9 protein-coding genes are annotated in these 18,215 nt (G+C 45.7%); 7 read left to right on the top strand and 2 right to left on the bottom strand.

Features of this window, described 5'->3' with window-relative positions; genetic code table 11:
- Nucleotides 1–256: 256 nt before the first annotated feature.
- The 6 genes from BLQ13_RS08710 to BLQ13_RS08685 all read left to right on the top strand — a co-directional run bounded on the left by BLQ13_RS08710 (nucleotide 257) and on the right by BLQ13_RS08685 (nucleotide 13,097).
- Nucleotides 257–2,074 (top strand): APC family permease, encoded by a 1,818-nt coding sequence (locus BLQ13_RS08710; protein ID WP_090918178.1) that lies wholly within the window; start codon nucleotides 257–259, stop codon nucleotides 2,072–2,074.
- Nucleotides 2,075–2,516: 442 nt separating this feature from the next.
- Nucleotides 2,517–3,383 carry a carbohydrate ABC transporter permease gene (locus BLQ13_RS08705; protein WP_090918458.1) on the top strand — a complete coding sequence of 289 codons (867 nt, stop codon included), beginning with the start codon at nucleotides 2,517–2,519 and terminating at the stop codon, nucleotides 3,381–3,383.
- A complete protein-coding gene (locus tag BLQ13_RS08700; protein WP_090918176.1) occupies nucleotides 3,380–4,201 on the top strand; it encodes a carbohydrate ABC transporter permease in 822 nt (273 codons plus the stop codon). Before BLQ13_RS08705 ends, BLQ13_RS08700 begins: the two co-directional genes overlap by 4 nt.
- 289 nt (nucleotides 4,202–4,490) lie before the next feature.
- Nucleotides 4,491–5,849 carry an ABC transporter substrate-binding protein gene (locus BLQ13_RS08695; protein WP_090918174.1) on the top strand — a complete coding sequence of 453 codons (1,359 nt, stop codon included), beginning with the start codon at nucleotides 4,491–4,493 and terminating at the stop codon, nucleotides 5,847–5,849.
- A gap of 403 nt (nucleotides 5,850–6,252) precedes the next feature.
- Nucleotides 6,253–11,862 carry a 5'-nucleotidase C-terminal domain-containing protein gene (locus BLQ13_RS08690; protein ID WP_090918173.1) on the top strand — a complete coding sequence of 1,870 codons (5,610 nt, stop codon included), beginning with the start codon at nucleotides 6,253–6,255 and terminating at the stop codon, nucleotides 11,860–11,862.
- Between the two features lie 263 nt (nucleotides 11,863–12,125).
- Nucleotides 12,126–13,097: an ABC transporter substrate-binding protein gene (locus BLQ13_RS08685; protein WP_090918171.1), complete on the top strand. Its 972-nt coding sequence runs from the start codon at nucleotides 12,126–12,128 to the stop codon at nucleotides 13,095–13,097.
- Nucleotides 13,098–13,316: 219 nt separating this feature from the next.
- Here BLQ13_RS08685 and BLQ13_RS08680 read toward each other — a convergent pair whose 3' ends face one another.
- Together BLQ13_RS08680 and BLQ13_RS08675 are read right to left on the bottom strand one after the other, a co-directional pair.
- Nucleotides 13,317–15,917 (bottom strand): glycine betaine ABC transporter substrate-binding protein, encoded by a 2,601-nt coding sequence (locus BLQ13_RS08680; RefSeq protein WP_090918169.1) that lies wholly within the window; start codon nucleotides 15,915–15,917, stop codon nucleotides 13,317–13,319.
- Nucleotides 15,883–17,112, bottom strand: coding sequence for a quaternary amine ABC transporter ATP-binding protein (locus tag BLQ13_RS08675; RefSeq protein ID WP_090918167.1), 1,230 nt, complete (start codon nucleotides 17,110–17,112; stop codon nucleotides 15,883–15,885). Before BLQ13_RS08675 ends, BLQ13_RS08680 begins: the two co-directional genes overlap by 35 nt.
- Nucleotides 17,113–17,605: 493 nt before the next feature.
- Between BLQ13_RS08675 and BLQ13_RS08670 the strand changes: the two genes are divergently transcribed.
- Nucleotides 17,606–18,193, top strand: a complete 588-nt coding sequence (locus BLQ13_RS08670) for a GbsR/MarR family transcriptional regulator (protein ID WP_090918165.1) — start codon at nucleotides 17,606–17,608, stop codon at nucleotides 18,191–18,193.
- Nucleotides 18,194–18,215 lie beyond the last annotated feature (22 nt).

Below are 18,215 nucleotides of genomic sequence, written 5' to 3'. Positions count from 1 at the left end.
TCTTTTTCTTTTTTCAGGCAAACAATCGCCGTTTTGGGTCAAAAACGTTCATTTTGCTTAGCAAGAAAGGCTTTGTTATCGATTATTGAATCGTAGAATGCATTATCACGCGCTGGCGATTTTCGGGTGAAATGACGTATTGTCAATGGCTCTGCGATTTTGCATAATAACTATGCTTCATAGATAAGAACAGACATTGTTACCCAAATGAGAAGCAAAGAAGCTTATAGACAAGAGATGGAAGGAAGTTATGATCATGCTTGGCAAAATGAAGAGAATCTTAATCGGCAAGCCAATGAAGTCGGCTGAATTGGATGCAGAAAAATTGGGGAAATGGAAGGCGCTCGCCATCCTGTCTTCCGATGCTTTATCATCCGTGGCCTACGGTACGGAACAGATTTTGCTGGTGCTGGTTGCGGCGGGATTCGCCGCCTTGTGGTACTCGGTTCCGATTTCCATCGCCGTGCTGGGATTGCTCGTCATTTTAATTTTTTCGTATCGCCAGACCATATTTGCTTATCCTACAGGGGGCGGCGCGTATATCGTAGCCAAGGATAACCTGGGCACTACACCGAGCTTGATTGCCGGAGGTTCATTGCTAGTCGATTATATCCTGACCGTGGCTGTAAGTTCTTCCGCAGGTACCGATGCGATCACATCCGCTTTTCCTGTATTGCATGACTATAGTGTCATTATTGCGCTTATTATGATTGTGTTTCTGACCGTTATGAATCTGCGAGGGGTTACGGAGTCAGCTTCGGTGCTGGCGATCCCTATTTACCTGTTTATCTTTTCGATTGCGATTCTCATTATTTCGGGTGGATTCAAATTTCTGACTGGTGGTATGCATGCTGCGGCTCCGGAATTCGGAACAAGTCTGTCGCATGTCAGCATCTTTCTGCTGCTTAAAGCGTTCAGCTCTGGATGCTCGGCTTTGACCGGGGTTGAGGCGGTTAGTAACGCCATTCCGAACTTCAAGCAACCTGCGGAGAAAAATGCGGCCGGAACCTTGCTACTGATGGGTTGCATCCTTGGTGCCATGTTTATCGGCATTACACTGTTAGCCTTTGGGTACGGCATCAAACCTGATCCGAAAGCGACGGTCATCTCCCAGATTGCCGAAGCTACGTTTGGCAGAGGATGGATGTACTTTATTATCCAGGGTGTTACGGCCCTGATCTTGTTCCTCGCGGCGAATACGGCATACTCCGCTTTCCCGCTGTTGTCCTTCATGATGGCGAAGGATAAATATATGCCACATATGTTCATGGTGCGTGGAGACCGTTTAGGTTTCTCGAACGGGATTATTTTTCTCAGCGTCATGTCGGCACTCCTGGTCGTTGGATTTAAAGGGGATACCGGAAACCTGATTCCGCTCTATGCGGTCGGGGTGTTCATTCCATTCACATTGTCCCAACTCGGCATGATGATACGCTGGATCAAAATCAAGCCGTCAGGGTGGAAGACAAAACTGCTCGTGAATACAATCGGTATGCTGACTACGTTGTCCATTACGCTGATTTTTATTTTCACCAAGTTCACACAGACATGGGTTATCTTTATCTTCTTGCCACTGGTCGTTTATGTGTTCATGCGCATTCGCAGCCATTACTGCAACATCGCAGACGAACTACGTATCGATATTCAGGTGGATAAACCGGCCAAGAAAGGCAATACGATTGTTATTCCGGTGGCGGGCATTACTCGGGTGGTGATGAATACCATCAGTTACGCCCAGACGATGTCGGATCATGTGGTGGCGCTTTACATCGGCTTTGATGATGAGGCTATACGGAAGATGGAGCAGAAGTGGGAAGAATGGAATCCAGGCGTCCGTTTGGTCGTGATCAAATCGAGATATCGCAGCATTATGGGGCCACTGAAGAAATTCATTGATACGGTGGAATGGAAAACAGCGGAAACCGATCATATCACCATCCTGATTCCGCAATTTATTACGAAGCACTGGTGGCAAAATGTACTGCATAACCAGACCAGCTTCATGATTCGGGCTTATCTGATTAATTATAAAGATGTGATTGTGACGACGGTGCCATATCATCTGAATCGTTAATGGAAAATGAATGTAAAGCAAGATTTATCAATATAACGTTAATGTTTAATATAGTATTTACACATATTACCGCAGGGGTTTCTCCAGATTGGAGGTTTCTTGCGGTTTTTTGCGCATTTGTGCAGTTTGGTAAATCCATCCTGTTCTATGTTGCGTTATGTAAAACGGTTAGGCAAGGATTAACTTGAATTTGATGCAAGTTCCATTTTGCTGTGACATTGGAAAATTAAACTAGAGTTCGTGGTGCTGAGTTCAGATGGTTATTCATCTCAGAGCTTGTACACCGAGAGCATAACCCAAGAGGTGTAATCCAAGAAGGGTGTTCAAGGAGGAAAAACTTCAGATGAGTGATCTTGACAACCAGTTCAGCCTGCCTGCCATAAAACGGCGTATAACCTCGAATTACTACAATCGTCGGACAACTTCCCTGCGATTGCAGCGGATGAGGGAGAACGTGCTGGCTTACGGTTTTCTAGCACCATCGCTGCTTTTGTTCGCTGTGTTTCTGTTTTATCCCATGTTCAAGTCAGTGTACTTGAGTCTGCATTCTACCGACCCGACGGGACAGATTGCGGCTTATGTAGGGCTGGATAACTTCAAAGCGGTATTCCAGTCAGGTCTGTTTATGCAAGGCATGAAAGTGACATTACTGTTTGTTCTGTTCACCGTACCGACAGGCATATTCGTAGCCCTTATTCTGGCGGCTTTGACTCATAACCGCTTTAAGGGAATGCGTGTGTTCCAATTTGTCTTCTCGCTGCCTGTTGTGTTATCGGTAGGCTCGTCGGCCGTCATCTGGAAGTTTCTTTTCCATCCGACGCTGGGGATGCTTAATTATCTGCTTGGCAAAGCAGGCATTGATCCAATTCCTTGGTTAACGAGTCCCGATTGGGCATTGGTTTCAATCTCCATCATGACGATCTGGATGAACCTTGGTTTCAACTACATCATTCTATCCAGCGGATTACAAGGAATTCCGGATGAGATCTACGAAAGTGCCAAGATGGATGGGGCGAGCGCTTTGCTCACGTTTCGCAAAATTTCCATGCCGCTGTTGTCGCCAACGTTGTTCTTTGTGACGGTGGTATCCATCATTGGTGCGTTTCAATCGTTCGGTCAGATCAACATTCTCACGCGGGGCGGCCCGATGGACAGTACAAATGTGTTTGTGTATTCCATCTATCAGGAGGCATTTGTGAACTTCCGCTTCGGGACAGGAAGTGCACAGGCTTTAATTCTGTTCGCGGTCATTATGCTACTGACCCTGCTTCAATTCAAATGGGTAGAGAGGAAAGTGCATTACCAATGAATGCAAAATGGAACCAGACGTTGCTCTATATGTTGCTGACGATCAGCGCTGCACTGGTATTGTATCCGGTGATGTACACCTTATTCATGGCCGTGATGACGCCTGAGGATGCGAGTGCGTATCCACCGCATATCATCCCGACATCCATTGATTTATCTAACTTCGCAGAAGTGTTCGATATTGTGCCGATTGGACGATTCATCGGGAATACCTTTCTGGTGGCGGGGTTGACTACGATCGGGCAATTAATTACAGCCAGTATGGCTGCTTATGCTTTTGCCAAAATGCAATTTAAAGGTAAAAACGTTATCTTCAGCATGTTTGTGGCTACCATGATGATTCCGTGGGAAGTGACGATGATTCCTAACTATCTGACCATTCGCAGCTGGGGCTGGCTGGATAGTTATCAGGGAATGACGGTGCCGTTTCTCGCAACCGCATTTGGCACCTTTCTACTCAGGCAGTTCTTCATGCAGTTGCCCAAAGAGCTGTTCGAGGCAGCAAAAATAGACGGCTGTGGACATATCCGTTATTTCATCTCACATGTCTTGCCGTTGTCCCGCCCGGCACTTGGCACACTGGCGATCTACTCGTTCCTCAGTATGTACAACGCGTATCTCTGGCCGTTGCTTGTAACCAACACACCCGAGATGAGAACGGCTCAAATCGGAATTTCTATGCTGGAGTTCCAGGAATCCACGGCGTGGAATCTGGTGTTTGCCGGAACTGCGATGGTGATCCTGCCATCTCTGCTACTACTGATCTTTGGACTAAAGCAACTAGTGCGAGGCATGGCAGCCGGAGCACTTAAGGGATAAAGGAAACCTGCATCACCGTTCAGGTTACGCATGAAATGCCATGAGCGAATAAAATGAGGCTCGCCTTGTATAAAAGGTTTTGATGAGCTGCAAGAGTAGTGGAGGAGAAGAATCAATTCTGAAGAAGCGAAGCGTTCGCCTTTGTCTCTGGGATTTTAACGACTAAAAAATAGTTCAGGTAAATCTGGAGACAACAGCGATCGTAAGAATGATTCGTAACCGGAACGGCTACAACGTGCAGGCTCAACAAATGTTTTTTTATAACGCGAGCCATCTAAAGGAGAGCGACATGAAAAGAAGAGGAACCTTTGCACTAATGCTAGCAGCGCTGATGTTGGTTATTTCGGCTTGTGGTACGAAAACAGAAACAAGTAGCCCGGCAAGTGGGGCGCAAGCTGATGCGGCAGCAGCTAAAACAACTCAATTGACATGGTGGCATTCCATGTCCGGTGCAGGCGAGAAAGCCATTAACCAACTTGCTTCCGATTTCAATGCAAGCCATCCAGAGATTCAGGTTAAAGCGATCTACCAGGGGAAATATGATGAGAGCTTGAATAAGCTTAAAGCATCTATGGGTTCCGACAGTGGGCCGGATCTGATCCAGGTCTATGAGATTGGCAGTAAGTTTATGATTGACTCGGGCATGATTACACCGGTGCAACAGTTCATCGACAAGGACAAGTTTGATCTGTCCCAACTGGAGCCGAACATTATTCGTTATTATACAATTGATGGCAAACTGAATGCGATGCCGTTTAATACATCGAATCCAATTTTGTATTACAACAAGGATATGTTCAAGGCTGCCGGATTGGACCCGGAGAATCCACCAAAGACGTATGAAGAGTTCGAGCAAACAGCTAAGGCTTTGTCCAAAGACGGTAAACCAGGAGCGTCGATGGCGATTTATGGCTGGTTTATGGAACAATTTTTCGCAAACCAGAATGCAGATTATGTAAACAATGGAAACGGGAGAAGCGCGGCGGCAACCGAATCTATGCTGAACTCCGAAGCGGGTGTGAAGACGTTAACGTGGTGGAAAAAGATGATTGACGAGAAAACCCTCTCGAATCTGGGACGCAATACAGACGACACCACGGCAGCATTTACGGCACAGCAGATTGGTATGACGCTGGATTCCACAGCAGGGCTGCGCAAAATCGTTGAAGGTTCAGGCGGCAAGTTTGAACTGGGAACAGGTTTCCTGCCTCGTCCAGCGGATGCTAAAGAAGGCGGCGTGGTTGTTGGTGGGGCAAGCTTGTACATCATGAATAATAAGTCGGAAGCCCAGCAGCAGGCCGCTTGGGAGTTTATCAAGTATCTGGCTACACCTGAGGTACAAGCGAACTGGAGTGTGGCGACAGGATACTTCCCAATTACGACAGCAGCCTACGATCAGCAAGTATTTAAGGATAATATGACGAAATATCCGCAGTTCCAGACAGCAGTCGACCAATTGCACGCTTCAGCCGATTCGACAGCAACATCCGGCGCAGTTATGGGTGTTTTTCCAGAAGCGAGACAGATTGTCGAAGGAGCGATTGAAACCGTGCTGAATGGGCAAGGGGCGCCACAAGAAGCACTGGATGCGGCAGCACAGCAGATTACGGAAAAAATCAATCAGTACAATGGCACAGTGAAGAAATAACAATCCGTGAAGCAGAAATGAATTAGAACGTAACCAGATGCGGCGGTCCTATCGATCGCCGTATTATGGTGTGTGTATTTAGTTATATTTTACGTCATTCACTGTCGAATCCATGAGTAATAATCAATGTATATGTTACTAAAGTTAACGCGATATAGGTCTGTATACTTAAGTTGTTATAGTTTTGCCTACAAAATGTCCTCTTTAAGTCCTGAAAAGCGAACGAATGGATCCCGAAGTTAATAAAAACTAATTCATTCGTAATGTTTATGTTCTATTTTCTATCATTTCGCTGAAATATGATTTACATGTCTCTATCGTTCAGTTATCTTATATTTGAACTAATGTACAAGCTATGTGAACAAATGATTGCTAATTTAAAAAACATGGGGGTAGGTTGAACATGTATCGTATGCAGATGATTAGGTGGTTCAGAATATTTCTGGCGACAATGTTGCTACTGACAGGGGCTATACCAGCAGGGCTGTTAGACAGCAAAGCATCAGCAGCAGATGAAGTATTAACTGTAGCCCAGGCACAAGCGAAGAATTCCGATAAATCAACGGCGACGATTGAAGGTTATGTTGTTGGCTACTACAACGGTGGATCGTCCGTTCAGTTGAATCCACCCTTTACATCGGATACTAATTTTGCTCTGGCAGATCGTCCTGAAGAAACGGATATCAGTAAAATGATGCCGGTACAAGTACCTATGAATGCACCTCGTAGCACTTTCGGATTACAAAGCAATACCTCCCTGTATCATTCCAAAGTCAGGATTACGAATGGATCATTAGAAACCTATTTCACTGTCAATGGCATTAGAAGTATTTCTTCAACCAAATTTCAACAGGTGGATGAAAAACCTGAAACGAAGGCAGCAAGTGTTAGTGCGAACCCTTCATCAGGCGCTGTTCCCTCTGGAACCTTGATTACTTTGGAGACAACCACGGTTGGAGATTCCATTTCTTACAGATTAAATGATGAGACTGAATTTATCCCCTACACATCCCCGATTACGATAACGGATGCTACTCACATTGAAGCTTACGCACATAAAACAGGATTGGAAGATAGCGACTTCACAATTTTGGATTACACCGTGGTTAACAATACCCCTGTTTCTATCTCGGAAGCACGAACCAAGTCAGAAAATGAACCCGTAACTGTCCAAGGGTTGGTTACCTATCGAGAAGAATCCGGAGGTATGGCAAACCTGTATATTCAAGATGAAAATGCAGGAATTGTTATACGTGGAACTGATGCAAGTGTGGAACCAGGTGATCAGATTGAAGCCTATGGCCCGCTTAGCCTATACAATGGTCTGCTTCAAGTGGAGAAAGATAAAGCTGGATTTCCAGGCGGGTATATTAAAATTTTGAACAAACATCAAGGCTTACCCGAGCCTCTCAAGCTTACATCCCGTGACTTTGTCCCAGCGCCAGGTGGGGGAAAAGGATCAGGAGGAAAATATGAAGGAATGCTTGTCGAAGTAAATGAAGTTACGGTGACAAAAAACAGCAGTTCTACTTTTTATGCGACAGATGCACAAGGCGGCGAGATCATCATTTATGCCAAAAATAGTCCTTCTGCACTCCAAACAGACAAGACATACGAAAAAGTAACAGGTGTCATGACCTATCACACCAGTTATGGACTTGAGCTGATTCCTCGTACGTCAGCAGATGTTGTCGAAAATCTACTTTCTGTAACAGCTAGTGTACCTTCGGGTGGAATCGTAACAGGCTCAAACGTCTCATTGTCCTCGCCTATGGCGGGTGCGAGCATTTATTTTACAGTCGATGGGGCTGATCCGACGACAGCATCCACCTTATATAACCAGCCAATCACAATCCATGAGGATACTTTAGTTAAAGCAGTGGCTGTATTAGACGGTAAAATTAGCCAAGTATACAGTTTTAGTTACAGGGTTATTCAGGAACTGGACAATCTTAGAATTCATGATATTCAAGGGGCGTCACATTCCTCGTTATATGATGGACTAGCCGTGCAAAATGTTGAAGGAATTGTAACGTATGTGGTGAATTCAAATTCGTTTTACATGCAAGAGATTCCCGGGATGGAAGACAATGATGACAACACATCGGAGGCTATCCTTGTATACAAATCATCTCATGGCATGATTACAGGAAATAGAGTCAAAGTATCGGGTCAAGTGAAGGAGTACGCTGTATCAGAATCCGAATTGGCAACAACAGAAATTGTAGCTTCTTCCATTACGGTAGAAGGTCAGGATCAACCGTTGCCAGCCCCTGCTTTGCTGGGGAAAAATGGACGTATCATTCCAACGGTTATTGACAGCGATTCGCTGTCGGTATTTAACCCCGAGACGGATGCCATAGATTTCTATGAAAGTTTGGAGGGCATGAGAGTAGAGCTTGAAAATCCTGAGATTATAGGGCCATATTCTAGCCAACCGGGTCTTGCCGTTGTCGTGGACAATGGTGTTAATAATCCGCTTCGTACTCCTGCGGGCGGTGTTATTTTGACGGATAACGGAAAAGAAACCTTCGAAAGTGATCTTAATCCGCAACGGTTATTTATTGGTAAAAAACCGTCTGGTGCCGTCAAGACCGGAGATAAACTGAACGGTAACGTCGTTGGGGTGATGACCTATACGAACGGCAATTTCAGAATTAATCCCGATGGGGCATTGCCACCCGTCATTTCGGGTCCAACCCAGCAAGCGGTGACGACTATTGAGAAAGCGGAGGACAAGCTGACCATCGCCACATTTAATGTGGAGAATTTCAGCAAAAAGGATGCTGCACGAGCTGTGAAAATTGGGAAAATCATTGTAGACAATCTGAAAGCACCAGATATTATCGGCATTATGGAAGTACAGGATAATGACGGTGATGCGGATACGGGGACAACGGAAGCGAATGAGAGCTTTCAGACGCTGATCGATGCGATCAAGACCAATCATGGCCCCACTTATCAATTCAGTGAAATTGCTCCGGAAAATAATAAGGATGGCGGTGCACCAGGGGCCAACATTCGTGTAGGTTTCCTATACCAACCAGAACGAGTTTCCTTGGCGGCGGGGATAGGTAAAGGCAATGCGTCCAAAGCAGTCGCTGTTTCCGCTGACGGAAGCTTGTCTTTTAATCCTGGCCGTATTGCTCCGACGGATGAAGCATTTGCTAGTTCACGTAAACCGCTGGCTGCGGAATTCGAATTCAACGGTGAGCGAGTCGTTGTGATTGCGAATCATTTTAATTCCAAAGGCGGTGATCTGAAACCGTTTGGCAGTATCCAGCCTGCAACGCGGAGCAGTGAAGTGCAGCGGGCCAAGCAAGCTGAGCTTGTGAACGGTTTTGTAAAAGAATTGACTGCCAAAGACCCTGAAGTCAATGTAGCTGTACTTGGTGATTTTAACGATTTTCAGTTTTCCAAGACGTTAAACATCGTTGCAGGCAATGAACTTGATAATCTGGTCGACAAGCTACCTGAGAATCAGCGTTATTCCTACATCTACGATGGCAATTCCCAGACTCTGGATCACATTCTGGTGAGTAAAAATCTGTCAGACACGGCGGCAATTGAGGTAGTACATGTCAACGCTGACTTTGAAACCTCACACGGACGAGTTAGTGATCATGATCCGCTGCTGGCACAGCTGAGTATCGGAGAACCGGCAGAAGCAGGTGATTTTAAGCTACGCGTGCTACACACGAATGACACACATGCGCATCTGGACAACATTCCTCGCCGTGTGACAGCGATAAAAGAAGCTCGCAACGACGATACACTTGTGCTGGATGCAGGGGATGTATTTTCAGGGACATTATATTTCAACCTTTTCAATGGTCTCGCTGATCTGGAGTTTATGAATATGATCGGATATGATGCGATGACCTTCGGGAATCATGAATTTGATAAAGGGCCGGCCGTGCTGAAAGAATTCATTCATAAAGCGGAATTCCCTTTTGTAAGTGCCAATATTGACTACACGAAGGATACCGATCTGGGCAGTTTGTATCAAGCCAGCATCGGGCAACCAGGGGAAGATGGCAAAATTTATCCGGCGATTATAACCGAGGTGAACGGGGAGAAAGTGGGGATATTTGGTTTAACCACTTCAGACACAGTGTCCCTGTCTTCACCAGGAGATGATCTGAAATTCCAGGATGTTCAGGCTAGTGCACAAGCAACGGTAAATATGTTGCAAGAAGAGGGTATTAACAAAATTATTGCCCTGACACACCTCGGTTACTCCGAGGATTTGAAGCTGGCTGAAGCCGTAAAAGGCATCGATATCATTGTCGGCGGACATTCCCATACCATTTTGAACAAACCGATCGTGGTTGGGGATGCAGAGGAACCAACCCTGGTGGTGCAGACGGGAGAATATGATGTATCGCTTGGTAAACTTGATGTGACATTTGATGAAGCAGGCATCTTGAAGAAGTGGAATGGAAGATTGCTGAACCTCGATGCCAAGGGAGCCGACGATGCTTTCGTGTATAAAGATGATGCACAGGCACTGGCGAAGTTGCAAGAATATGCATCACCTTTGGCCGAATATAAGAAAAAAGTCATCGGTAAAACAAACGTATTCCTGGATGGAGAGCGCGGAAGTGTAAGGAAGCAGGAAACGAATCTGGGGAATTTTATGACCGATGGCATGCTGGAAAAAGTAAAATCGATCGTAAAAGAGAATGACGTCAAAGGGTACGTCGCGATCCAGAACAGTGGAGGTATACGTGCTTCGTTCAAGGAAGGAAATATTACGCTCGGGGATTTGCTGACCGTAATGCCGTTCGGGAATAATCTCACGGCACTTAAAATGACAGGCAAGGAAATTACAGCCGCGCTCGAAAACGGGGTAAGCGGTGTGGAAACGGGAGAAGGGCGGTTCCCGCAGGTATCAGGTATGCGTTTTTATTATGATTCCATAAAGCCTGGAGAAAAAATGGATTCCACTACAAATACCGTAACTCAAGAAGGCAAGCGTGTGATAAAAGTTCAGATTAAAAATGGTAATGGAACATTTACCGATATTGATCCAAACGGATATTATATTGTGGCCACAAACTCATTTATGGCTAACGGAGGAGACTTCTACCGTAGCATGAGAGCCGCGAAAAACGATGGCCGATACTATGAATTAAATCTGGTTGATTATGAGATTTTCCTTGAGCATCTGGATCGGACCGGCACCGTAAATCAAGCTGTGGAAGGTCGTAGCACCGATCTTAAAGGCGCCCCTCTTCCAGGAGATGGAGATGGAAATGGTAACAATCCTGGTAACGGCGGCGGCAACAATGGCGGTACACCGGGAAGTGGGGGTGATGGCGGTGGTACAAGCAATCCAACTCCAACGACACCTGTAACACCAACAACTCCGAGCAATCCGGGTAATGGAGGAACGACAAATCCAGCTACACCGGGAGTACCGGGCAATTCCGGGAATGGCAGTAGCACGGCTCCAGCCAACCCACTGGTGGAATTGAAGGATATCGGCAGTCACTGGGCAGGAGAAGCGATCAAAGCTGCCATTATCCGGGGCATTGTCAATGGATATCAGGATGGGAACTTCCGTCCGAATATGCCGGCGACACGTGCTGAATTCATTGTGATGCTGGCACGAGCATTTGAATTGCCTGCAAGCAATAGAGCGCTAGCCTTCAAAGATGCAGCATCCATTCCTATCTGGGCTCAAAGCTTCATTGCACAGGCAGTGGACCAAGGCATTATTAGTGGATATACGGATGATACATTCCGTTCAACAGGCAAAATATCACGGGTAGAGATGACCGTTATGCTGGTGAGAGCCCTTGGCTTGCCGCTGGATTCCAAGTCATCACTGACGTTTGCAGATGCAACACAAGTACCTGCATGGGCTGTTCCATACATTGCTGCTGCACAGGAAGCAGGATTAGTGAAGGGGACGGGAGGTAACAGGTTTAATCCAAAGGCAGAAGCGACGAGGGCTGAAGTCGTGACTCTAATCCTTTCCGCCATTGAGTTTAGATCGCAGCAATAAGGATTTCGTACCAGATTGGAAGCATAATTAGAGTGTTTCAAATGAAGTTGAAATGATGGGACACAGCTTGCAGAACGATTCTGCAAGCTGTATTTTTTGTTACGATAAATATGTTGTATCCAAGCAGGCACATTTCTCCAAGAGTCTACTTTGGGACAAGGGATTTTGATAAATGATTGACATGCTATCGACTCATATCATATAATCAACACGTTCATTAAATTGATAATGATTATCATTAACGATTAGGGGAGACTATACAGATGAAAAAGCAATGGATTCTACCGTTCATCGTGCTGATGTTATTTACGATGATTGCCAGCGCATGCGGTAACGGGGCTTCAAGCGGTGCATCAGACAATGGAAAACAAGAGGCAACTGCAACGGAAGGGACAAGCAGTGAAGCAGCGAATACTTCGGATACGATAACGTATCAATCCGAAACAGGGCCCGTGGAAATTCCGGCTAAACCTCAACGAATCGTTGCTTTGACGAACGGTCCCAATATCCTTTCTATGGATGTAACGCCAGTGGGCGTAGATAAATGGACAGCAGAAAATCCGCTGTTCAAGGATAAATTAAAAGACGTTGCTATCGTAAGTGATGAAGATCCGGAGAGTGTCTCCGCTTTGAATCCTGACTTGATCATTGCAGGTTCACATATGAAAAATCTTGAACAACTTTCCAAAATTGCCCCAACGATTGTATACACATGGGGTAAACTCGATTATTTGCAACAGCAACTGGAGATTGGTAAAGTGCTGAACAAAGAGTCTGAAGCACAAGCATGGATTGATGATTTCACCAAAAGAGCCGGGGAGATCGGCAATGAGATTAAAGCGAAGTATGGAGATAAAGTAACGGTGTCCACCATCGAAATCGCTGATAAAGAAGTTTTTGCCATGGGGGATCACTGGGCACGTGGAACGGAAGCGCTGTACCAAGCGATGAAGTTGAATATGCCTGAAAAAGTAAAGAATGATACGTTAAAAGACGGTTATCACTCCTTGTCACTTGAAGTTCTTCCGGAGTACATGGGTGACTTCATCGTGCTCAGTAGAGACATGACTCGGGATAACGAGATTATGAAGTCGGGAATCTGGAGTAAAATTCCGGCCGTTCAGAACAAACAGGTTATCGAGCTCGATACCAAAGCGGTGACGTACAGTGACCCGATTACACTCGACTATGTATTGAATATTTTCAAAGAAGGATTTCTTGGCACAGGGAAATAATCAAGCAATTAACACCTAAGGGATTACGCGTAAACCTTTCATAATAAAAATGATATAAGAGAAGAGACGAAGAGGCACAAAGGCCCTTTTCGTCTCTTTGTTAGTTAAACGAAAACGGCCTATCTCGTACATTCGAGATAGGCCGTTTCCATTAAAAGAAACAATGCTATAAGAACAAAATCAACTTACTGCAAAGAATGTTTGAACAAGAGAAAAGATTTATTTATCCTTTAAGTCTGCGATGGATTTGACATCCATATAGGCTGGAACAACAAGCCCCGTTTTTACACCTGTCATATTGGCACCAAGGTCATCCAATTGATCCTTGTATTTAGCCCAATAATCAGCATGTGTCAGAGGAAGCCATGCAGCCGGAGAAGCATCCACGTCGCCTGATGCAACACCCGTCCACATTGGTCCGGCTTCAACTTGCAGTGCATTGACTTTATAACCGAGATTGTTTTCCATTACATATTTCAGTAGGTTCGTACTTGCAATCTCTGAGTCCCAGGCAACATAACCGAGACGGAACGTATCACCGTTCACGGGTGTCAGACCTTTCGTCCATTCATCAATCTGATCTTTGTGTTTCTCCGCATAGTCTTTGGCAGCTTGTTCCGGTGAGGTACCGTCCTGAATGGCAATCATCATCTCGCCCATCTCATCCGAAGTCCATTTGAAGCGGGACAGGAATTCATAAGCTACCGGATGATCTTCTTTCAGACCTTTACGAGCGATGGTATGAATTTCTTCGGCATCTCCATAGACTTTATCGGGATCTTCCAAATATTTCAGGTCATATTGGTTGAACATCCAATGCGGAGTCCAACCTGTAATAATAATTGGTTCTTTATTCTTGTAAGCTTTGTCCAGCGTAGCCGTCATGGCTGCGCCGGACCCTTCTACCAGGTTCCAGTTGGTCAGGCCATATTTTTCAATGGCACTGGCGGTGGTTTTCATAATACCGGCACCTGGGTCAATACCGATAATCCGGTGGTTGACTTCATCTCCAACGTTGGCATTTGCCGCAGGTTCAGAGGATGAACCAGAAGTTGAAGCCCCCGTTTCCAAATCTTCAATCGAGTTAACGTCCGTCATATATTTAGGAACAACCAGACCTGTGCGTACACCTGTCATATTGGCTCCAAGGTCCTCAACTTGATCTTTGTAACGTTCCCAGTAGTCAGCATGTGTCAGTGGTAACCAGGCCGCAGGAGATGCATCTACGTCACCTGAGGCCACACCCGTCCACATAGGTCCAGCTTCAACTTGAAGTGCGTTGACTTTGTATCCGAGTTTGTTCTCCATGACATATTTCAGCAAGTTGGTACTTGCAATCTCGGAATCCCATGCAACATAACTCAGTTTGAACGCATCACCGTTCACCGGTGTCAGACCTTTTGTCCATTCGTCAATCTGATCCGCATGTTTCTCTGCATAATCTTTGGCAGCCTGTTCAGGGGATGTACCATCCTGAATGGCAATCATCATCTCACCCATCTCATCCGAAGTCCATTTAAAGCGCTTCAGGAACTCATAAGCAACCGGGTGATCTTCTTTCAGGCCTTTACGAGCGATGGTATGAATTTCTTCGGCATCACCAAACGATTTTTTGGGGTCTTCCAAATATTTCAGATCATACTTGTTGAACATCCAGTGAGGAGTCCAGCCAGTAATGATGATTGGTTGTTCGTTTTTGATGGCTTTGTCCAGTGTAGCGGTCATCGCGGCACCCGAACCTTCAATCAGGTTCCAGTCTGACAAGTTATAATCCTTGATGGCTTTGGCGGTTGATTTCATAATGCCTGCACCTGGATCGATACCAATAATCTGATAGTTCACTTCCTTACCTACAGCATTGGCTGCTCCGTTGTTGCCACCAGCAGATGTTGTGCTGCCCGTGAAGTATTGAGAGAAGCCAGCAACAAGTACAAGTAGTGTTGCCGCTGCAGTAATCCATGCCTTTTGTTTCGTAGAGACACGGGAAGTTTTTTTACGGCCAGGCATAAACAGATTTTGCGTAAAGCGGTCAAGCACGATGGCAAGTACCACGACAGCAAGACCGGCTTCAAAACCTTTACCAATCTGAAGCTGCGTTACAGCACGGTACACTTCTGCACCGATACCCTGTGCACCGATCATGGATGCAATAACAACCATGGACAGGGACAACATGATGGTCTGGTTAATACCGGACATCACCGTAGGCAAGGCGAGTGGAAGCTGTACCTTGAACAATTTCTGAGCCGAAGTTGATCCAAAAGCATCCGCTGCTTCAACCAGTTCACTGGAAACTTGCTTAATCCCCAGGTGAGTCAGACGAATGGTTGGCGGAATAGCGAAGATCACCGATGCTATAACGCCGGGAACAACGCCGAGACTGAAGAACGTAACCGCTGGCAACAGATAAACGAATGCTGGCATCGTCTGCATGAAGTCAAGCAGCGGTGTGATAATCCGTGCAGCAGTTTTGCTGTATGCCAGCCAGATACCAACAGGTACACCGACCAGAATTGAGATCAATCCTGACGTGATAACAAGGCCGAGCGTGTCCATGGATTGAGACCAGTAGCCCAGGTTATCGACAAGCAGGAATCCGATAACAGTAAACAGGGTAAGAGGCAATCTGCCTACCAAAAACGCCAGTACACCTAGTATAGCAATAAACAGGAGCGGATGAGGCAACATAAACAGCCCCGAGAAAAATCCGACGACTTCCTGAATAACGACAGAGATCACTTTAAACAATCCGGAGAGCGAGGAGCTCATCCAGTCAACGATGGATTCAATCCACGATGCTAGTGGTATTTTGGGAATCATTCACAGGTTCCTCCTTTGTTGCGACTTCACCGCTAAGTGCACCCAGCAGGGCACCGCGGACGATAACACCTTGCAGTCGGCCGTTCTCACCAACAACGGCAAGCGGCACATGGGCTGAACTTGTGATTTCAAATAGTTCATGTATTAAGGTTTCTGGTCCAACGGTTGGCCCGTCGGTGATCAGAATATCATTCAAAGTTTTGCTCTCACGCATAGCACGCGAAGCATCTTCTGCTGTAATGACACCCAGCAATTTTTTGGAGCGATCAATGACAAACAGGTTTGATATCCCGCGTTCACGCATTAACTCAAGAGCAACACGGGGACCACGATCGGTTGTGATGGTTTCAGGGCGACGCATAACGTGTGATGCTGTGAGGACCTTGGACAAGTCCACGTCTTCGACGAAGCGGGCCACGTATGAGTTGGCCGGTTGAATCATAATTTCCTCCGGTGTACCGATCTGCACAACGGCGCCGTCTTTCATAAGAGCAATCCGATCGCCGATGCGCAGCGCTTCGTCCAAGTCATGGGTAATGAAAATAATCGTCTTTTTCATCTTATCCTGAAGCTCAATCAACTCATCTTGCATATCACGACGAATCAATGGATCAAGCGCACTGAAGGCTTCGTCCATCAGCAGTACTTCCGGGTCATTCGCAAGTGCCCGAGCGAGGCCGACACGTTGCTGCATCCCGCCGCTCAGTTCATCCGGCATTTTGTCTTCCCAGCCTTTAAGGCCAACCAGTTCGAGTGAGGTCTTGGCTTTCTCACGGCGAACTTCCTTATCTACCTTTTGAATTTCTAAACCATATTCCACATTATCAAGAACAGTGCGGTGCGGAAACAACGCAAACTTCTGGAACACCATACTGATCGTTTTCCGGCGTACTTCTCGCAATTGTTCTTTGTTCATTTTTCGCAAATCTTTGCCATGAACCAGTATTTCTCCGGATGTTGGTTCAATCAGGCGATTGAACATCCGAACCAGTGTGGACTTACCACTACCGGACAGGCCCATAATAACGAAGATTTCGCCTTCTTTAATTTCCATGTTGACCCGATTGACACCAACCGTTATTTGTTTTTCTTTGGCCAATTTTTCTTTGCCCCAACCTTGCTCCAGTAATTCAAGACCTTGCTCGGTTTGGGGGCCAAACAGTTTACTTACGTTTTTTACTTCAAGTATGGTCATGTTTTCACCCCTTCTGATGTGTTGTGCACTTCGAACGGCCTTCAGCAACCACAAGCCCATACACTTGTGCGCCCAGCCACGAAATCCGGTAATTTTTGCTTCGCTTCCCGTCTTTCTGGGTAACGGTTTGTATTCTAACAATAGTTAACCAGTATAGCAACCGAATAAACAGTACATAATGTTTATACAGTAAAAACTGTACAAAGTTTTCCTTCGAAATGCTCTGTTTATCTCCTTATTATGGCTAATCAGACATCTTTACATTTATTATTGCTTTTCCTACAATAGAAAATGAGCTGAATTAAAGCTTATTTTTTTGGTTAAATGATCATCGTAGGCAAATTGAAGCATGGTAAAGTTCCCAAGATAATCCATTGGGTGTGAGGTGTTTTCTAGCTTATAGAATATCCAGTTACATGCTTTCCCATGTAAGCAGAGCTTGAACATGCTGATTTTTTGCCAAGACTGGAATGTCAGAATGGAGGTTGCAAGCATGAGCTTGGACCATTTGCAAGAGGATCAGCAGACAGCGGTGCTGAAGATCCGTAAACGCGTTATCGAAGCCATTGGACGAAATATGGATCTATACGGCGTAACGTTGTCCACGGGACATTTATATGGATTGCTATTTTTCGCAGAAAAACCGATGACCCTTGATGATATGGGCCGGGAAATGGAAATGAGCAAAACAAGCATGAGCACCGGAGTACGAACTCTGCTGGATCTAAAAATGGTAAATAAGGTGTGGAGCAAAGGCTCCAGAAAAGATCTATATGAAGTGGAGTATGACTGGCATCAGACGTTTACGGATTATTTCGCCATTAAATGGAGAAAAGCGGTGGAGAGCAACCTTCAGATTCTTCGTAAATCCGTAGATGAGATGAACCGGTTGATGGATCAGCTTGATGAGCAGACTGACGCTGAGCTTCTGCAAGTACTGCATGAGGACAAGCGTAAAGTATTGCAAGCGGAAGCATACTACCGATGGCTCGACAGGCTTATTGATACGATGGAAGATGAAGAAATCTATAAGCTTGTTCCAAAAGAAGAGATTAAAGAAGAAATGAAAGAACAGTTATAAGCTCGAAACAAAGGACCCATTC

The sequence above is a fragment of the Paenibacillus polysaccharolyticus genome (assembly GCF_900102085.1).
Taxonomy (GTDB): Bacteria; Bacillota; Bacilli; order Paenibacillales; family Paenibacillaceae; genus Paenibacillus; species Paenibacillus polysaccharolyticus.
Note: the sequence above shows the minus strand (reverse complement) of the source record. Positions and strands in the feature narration are given on the sequence as shown.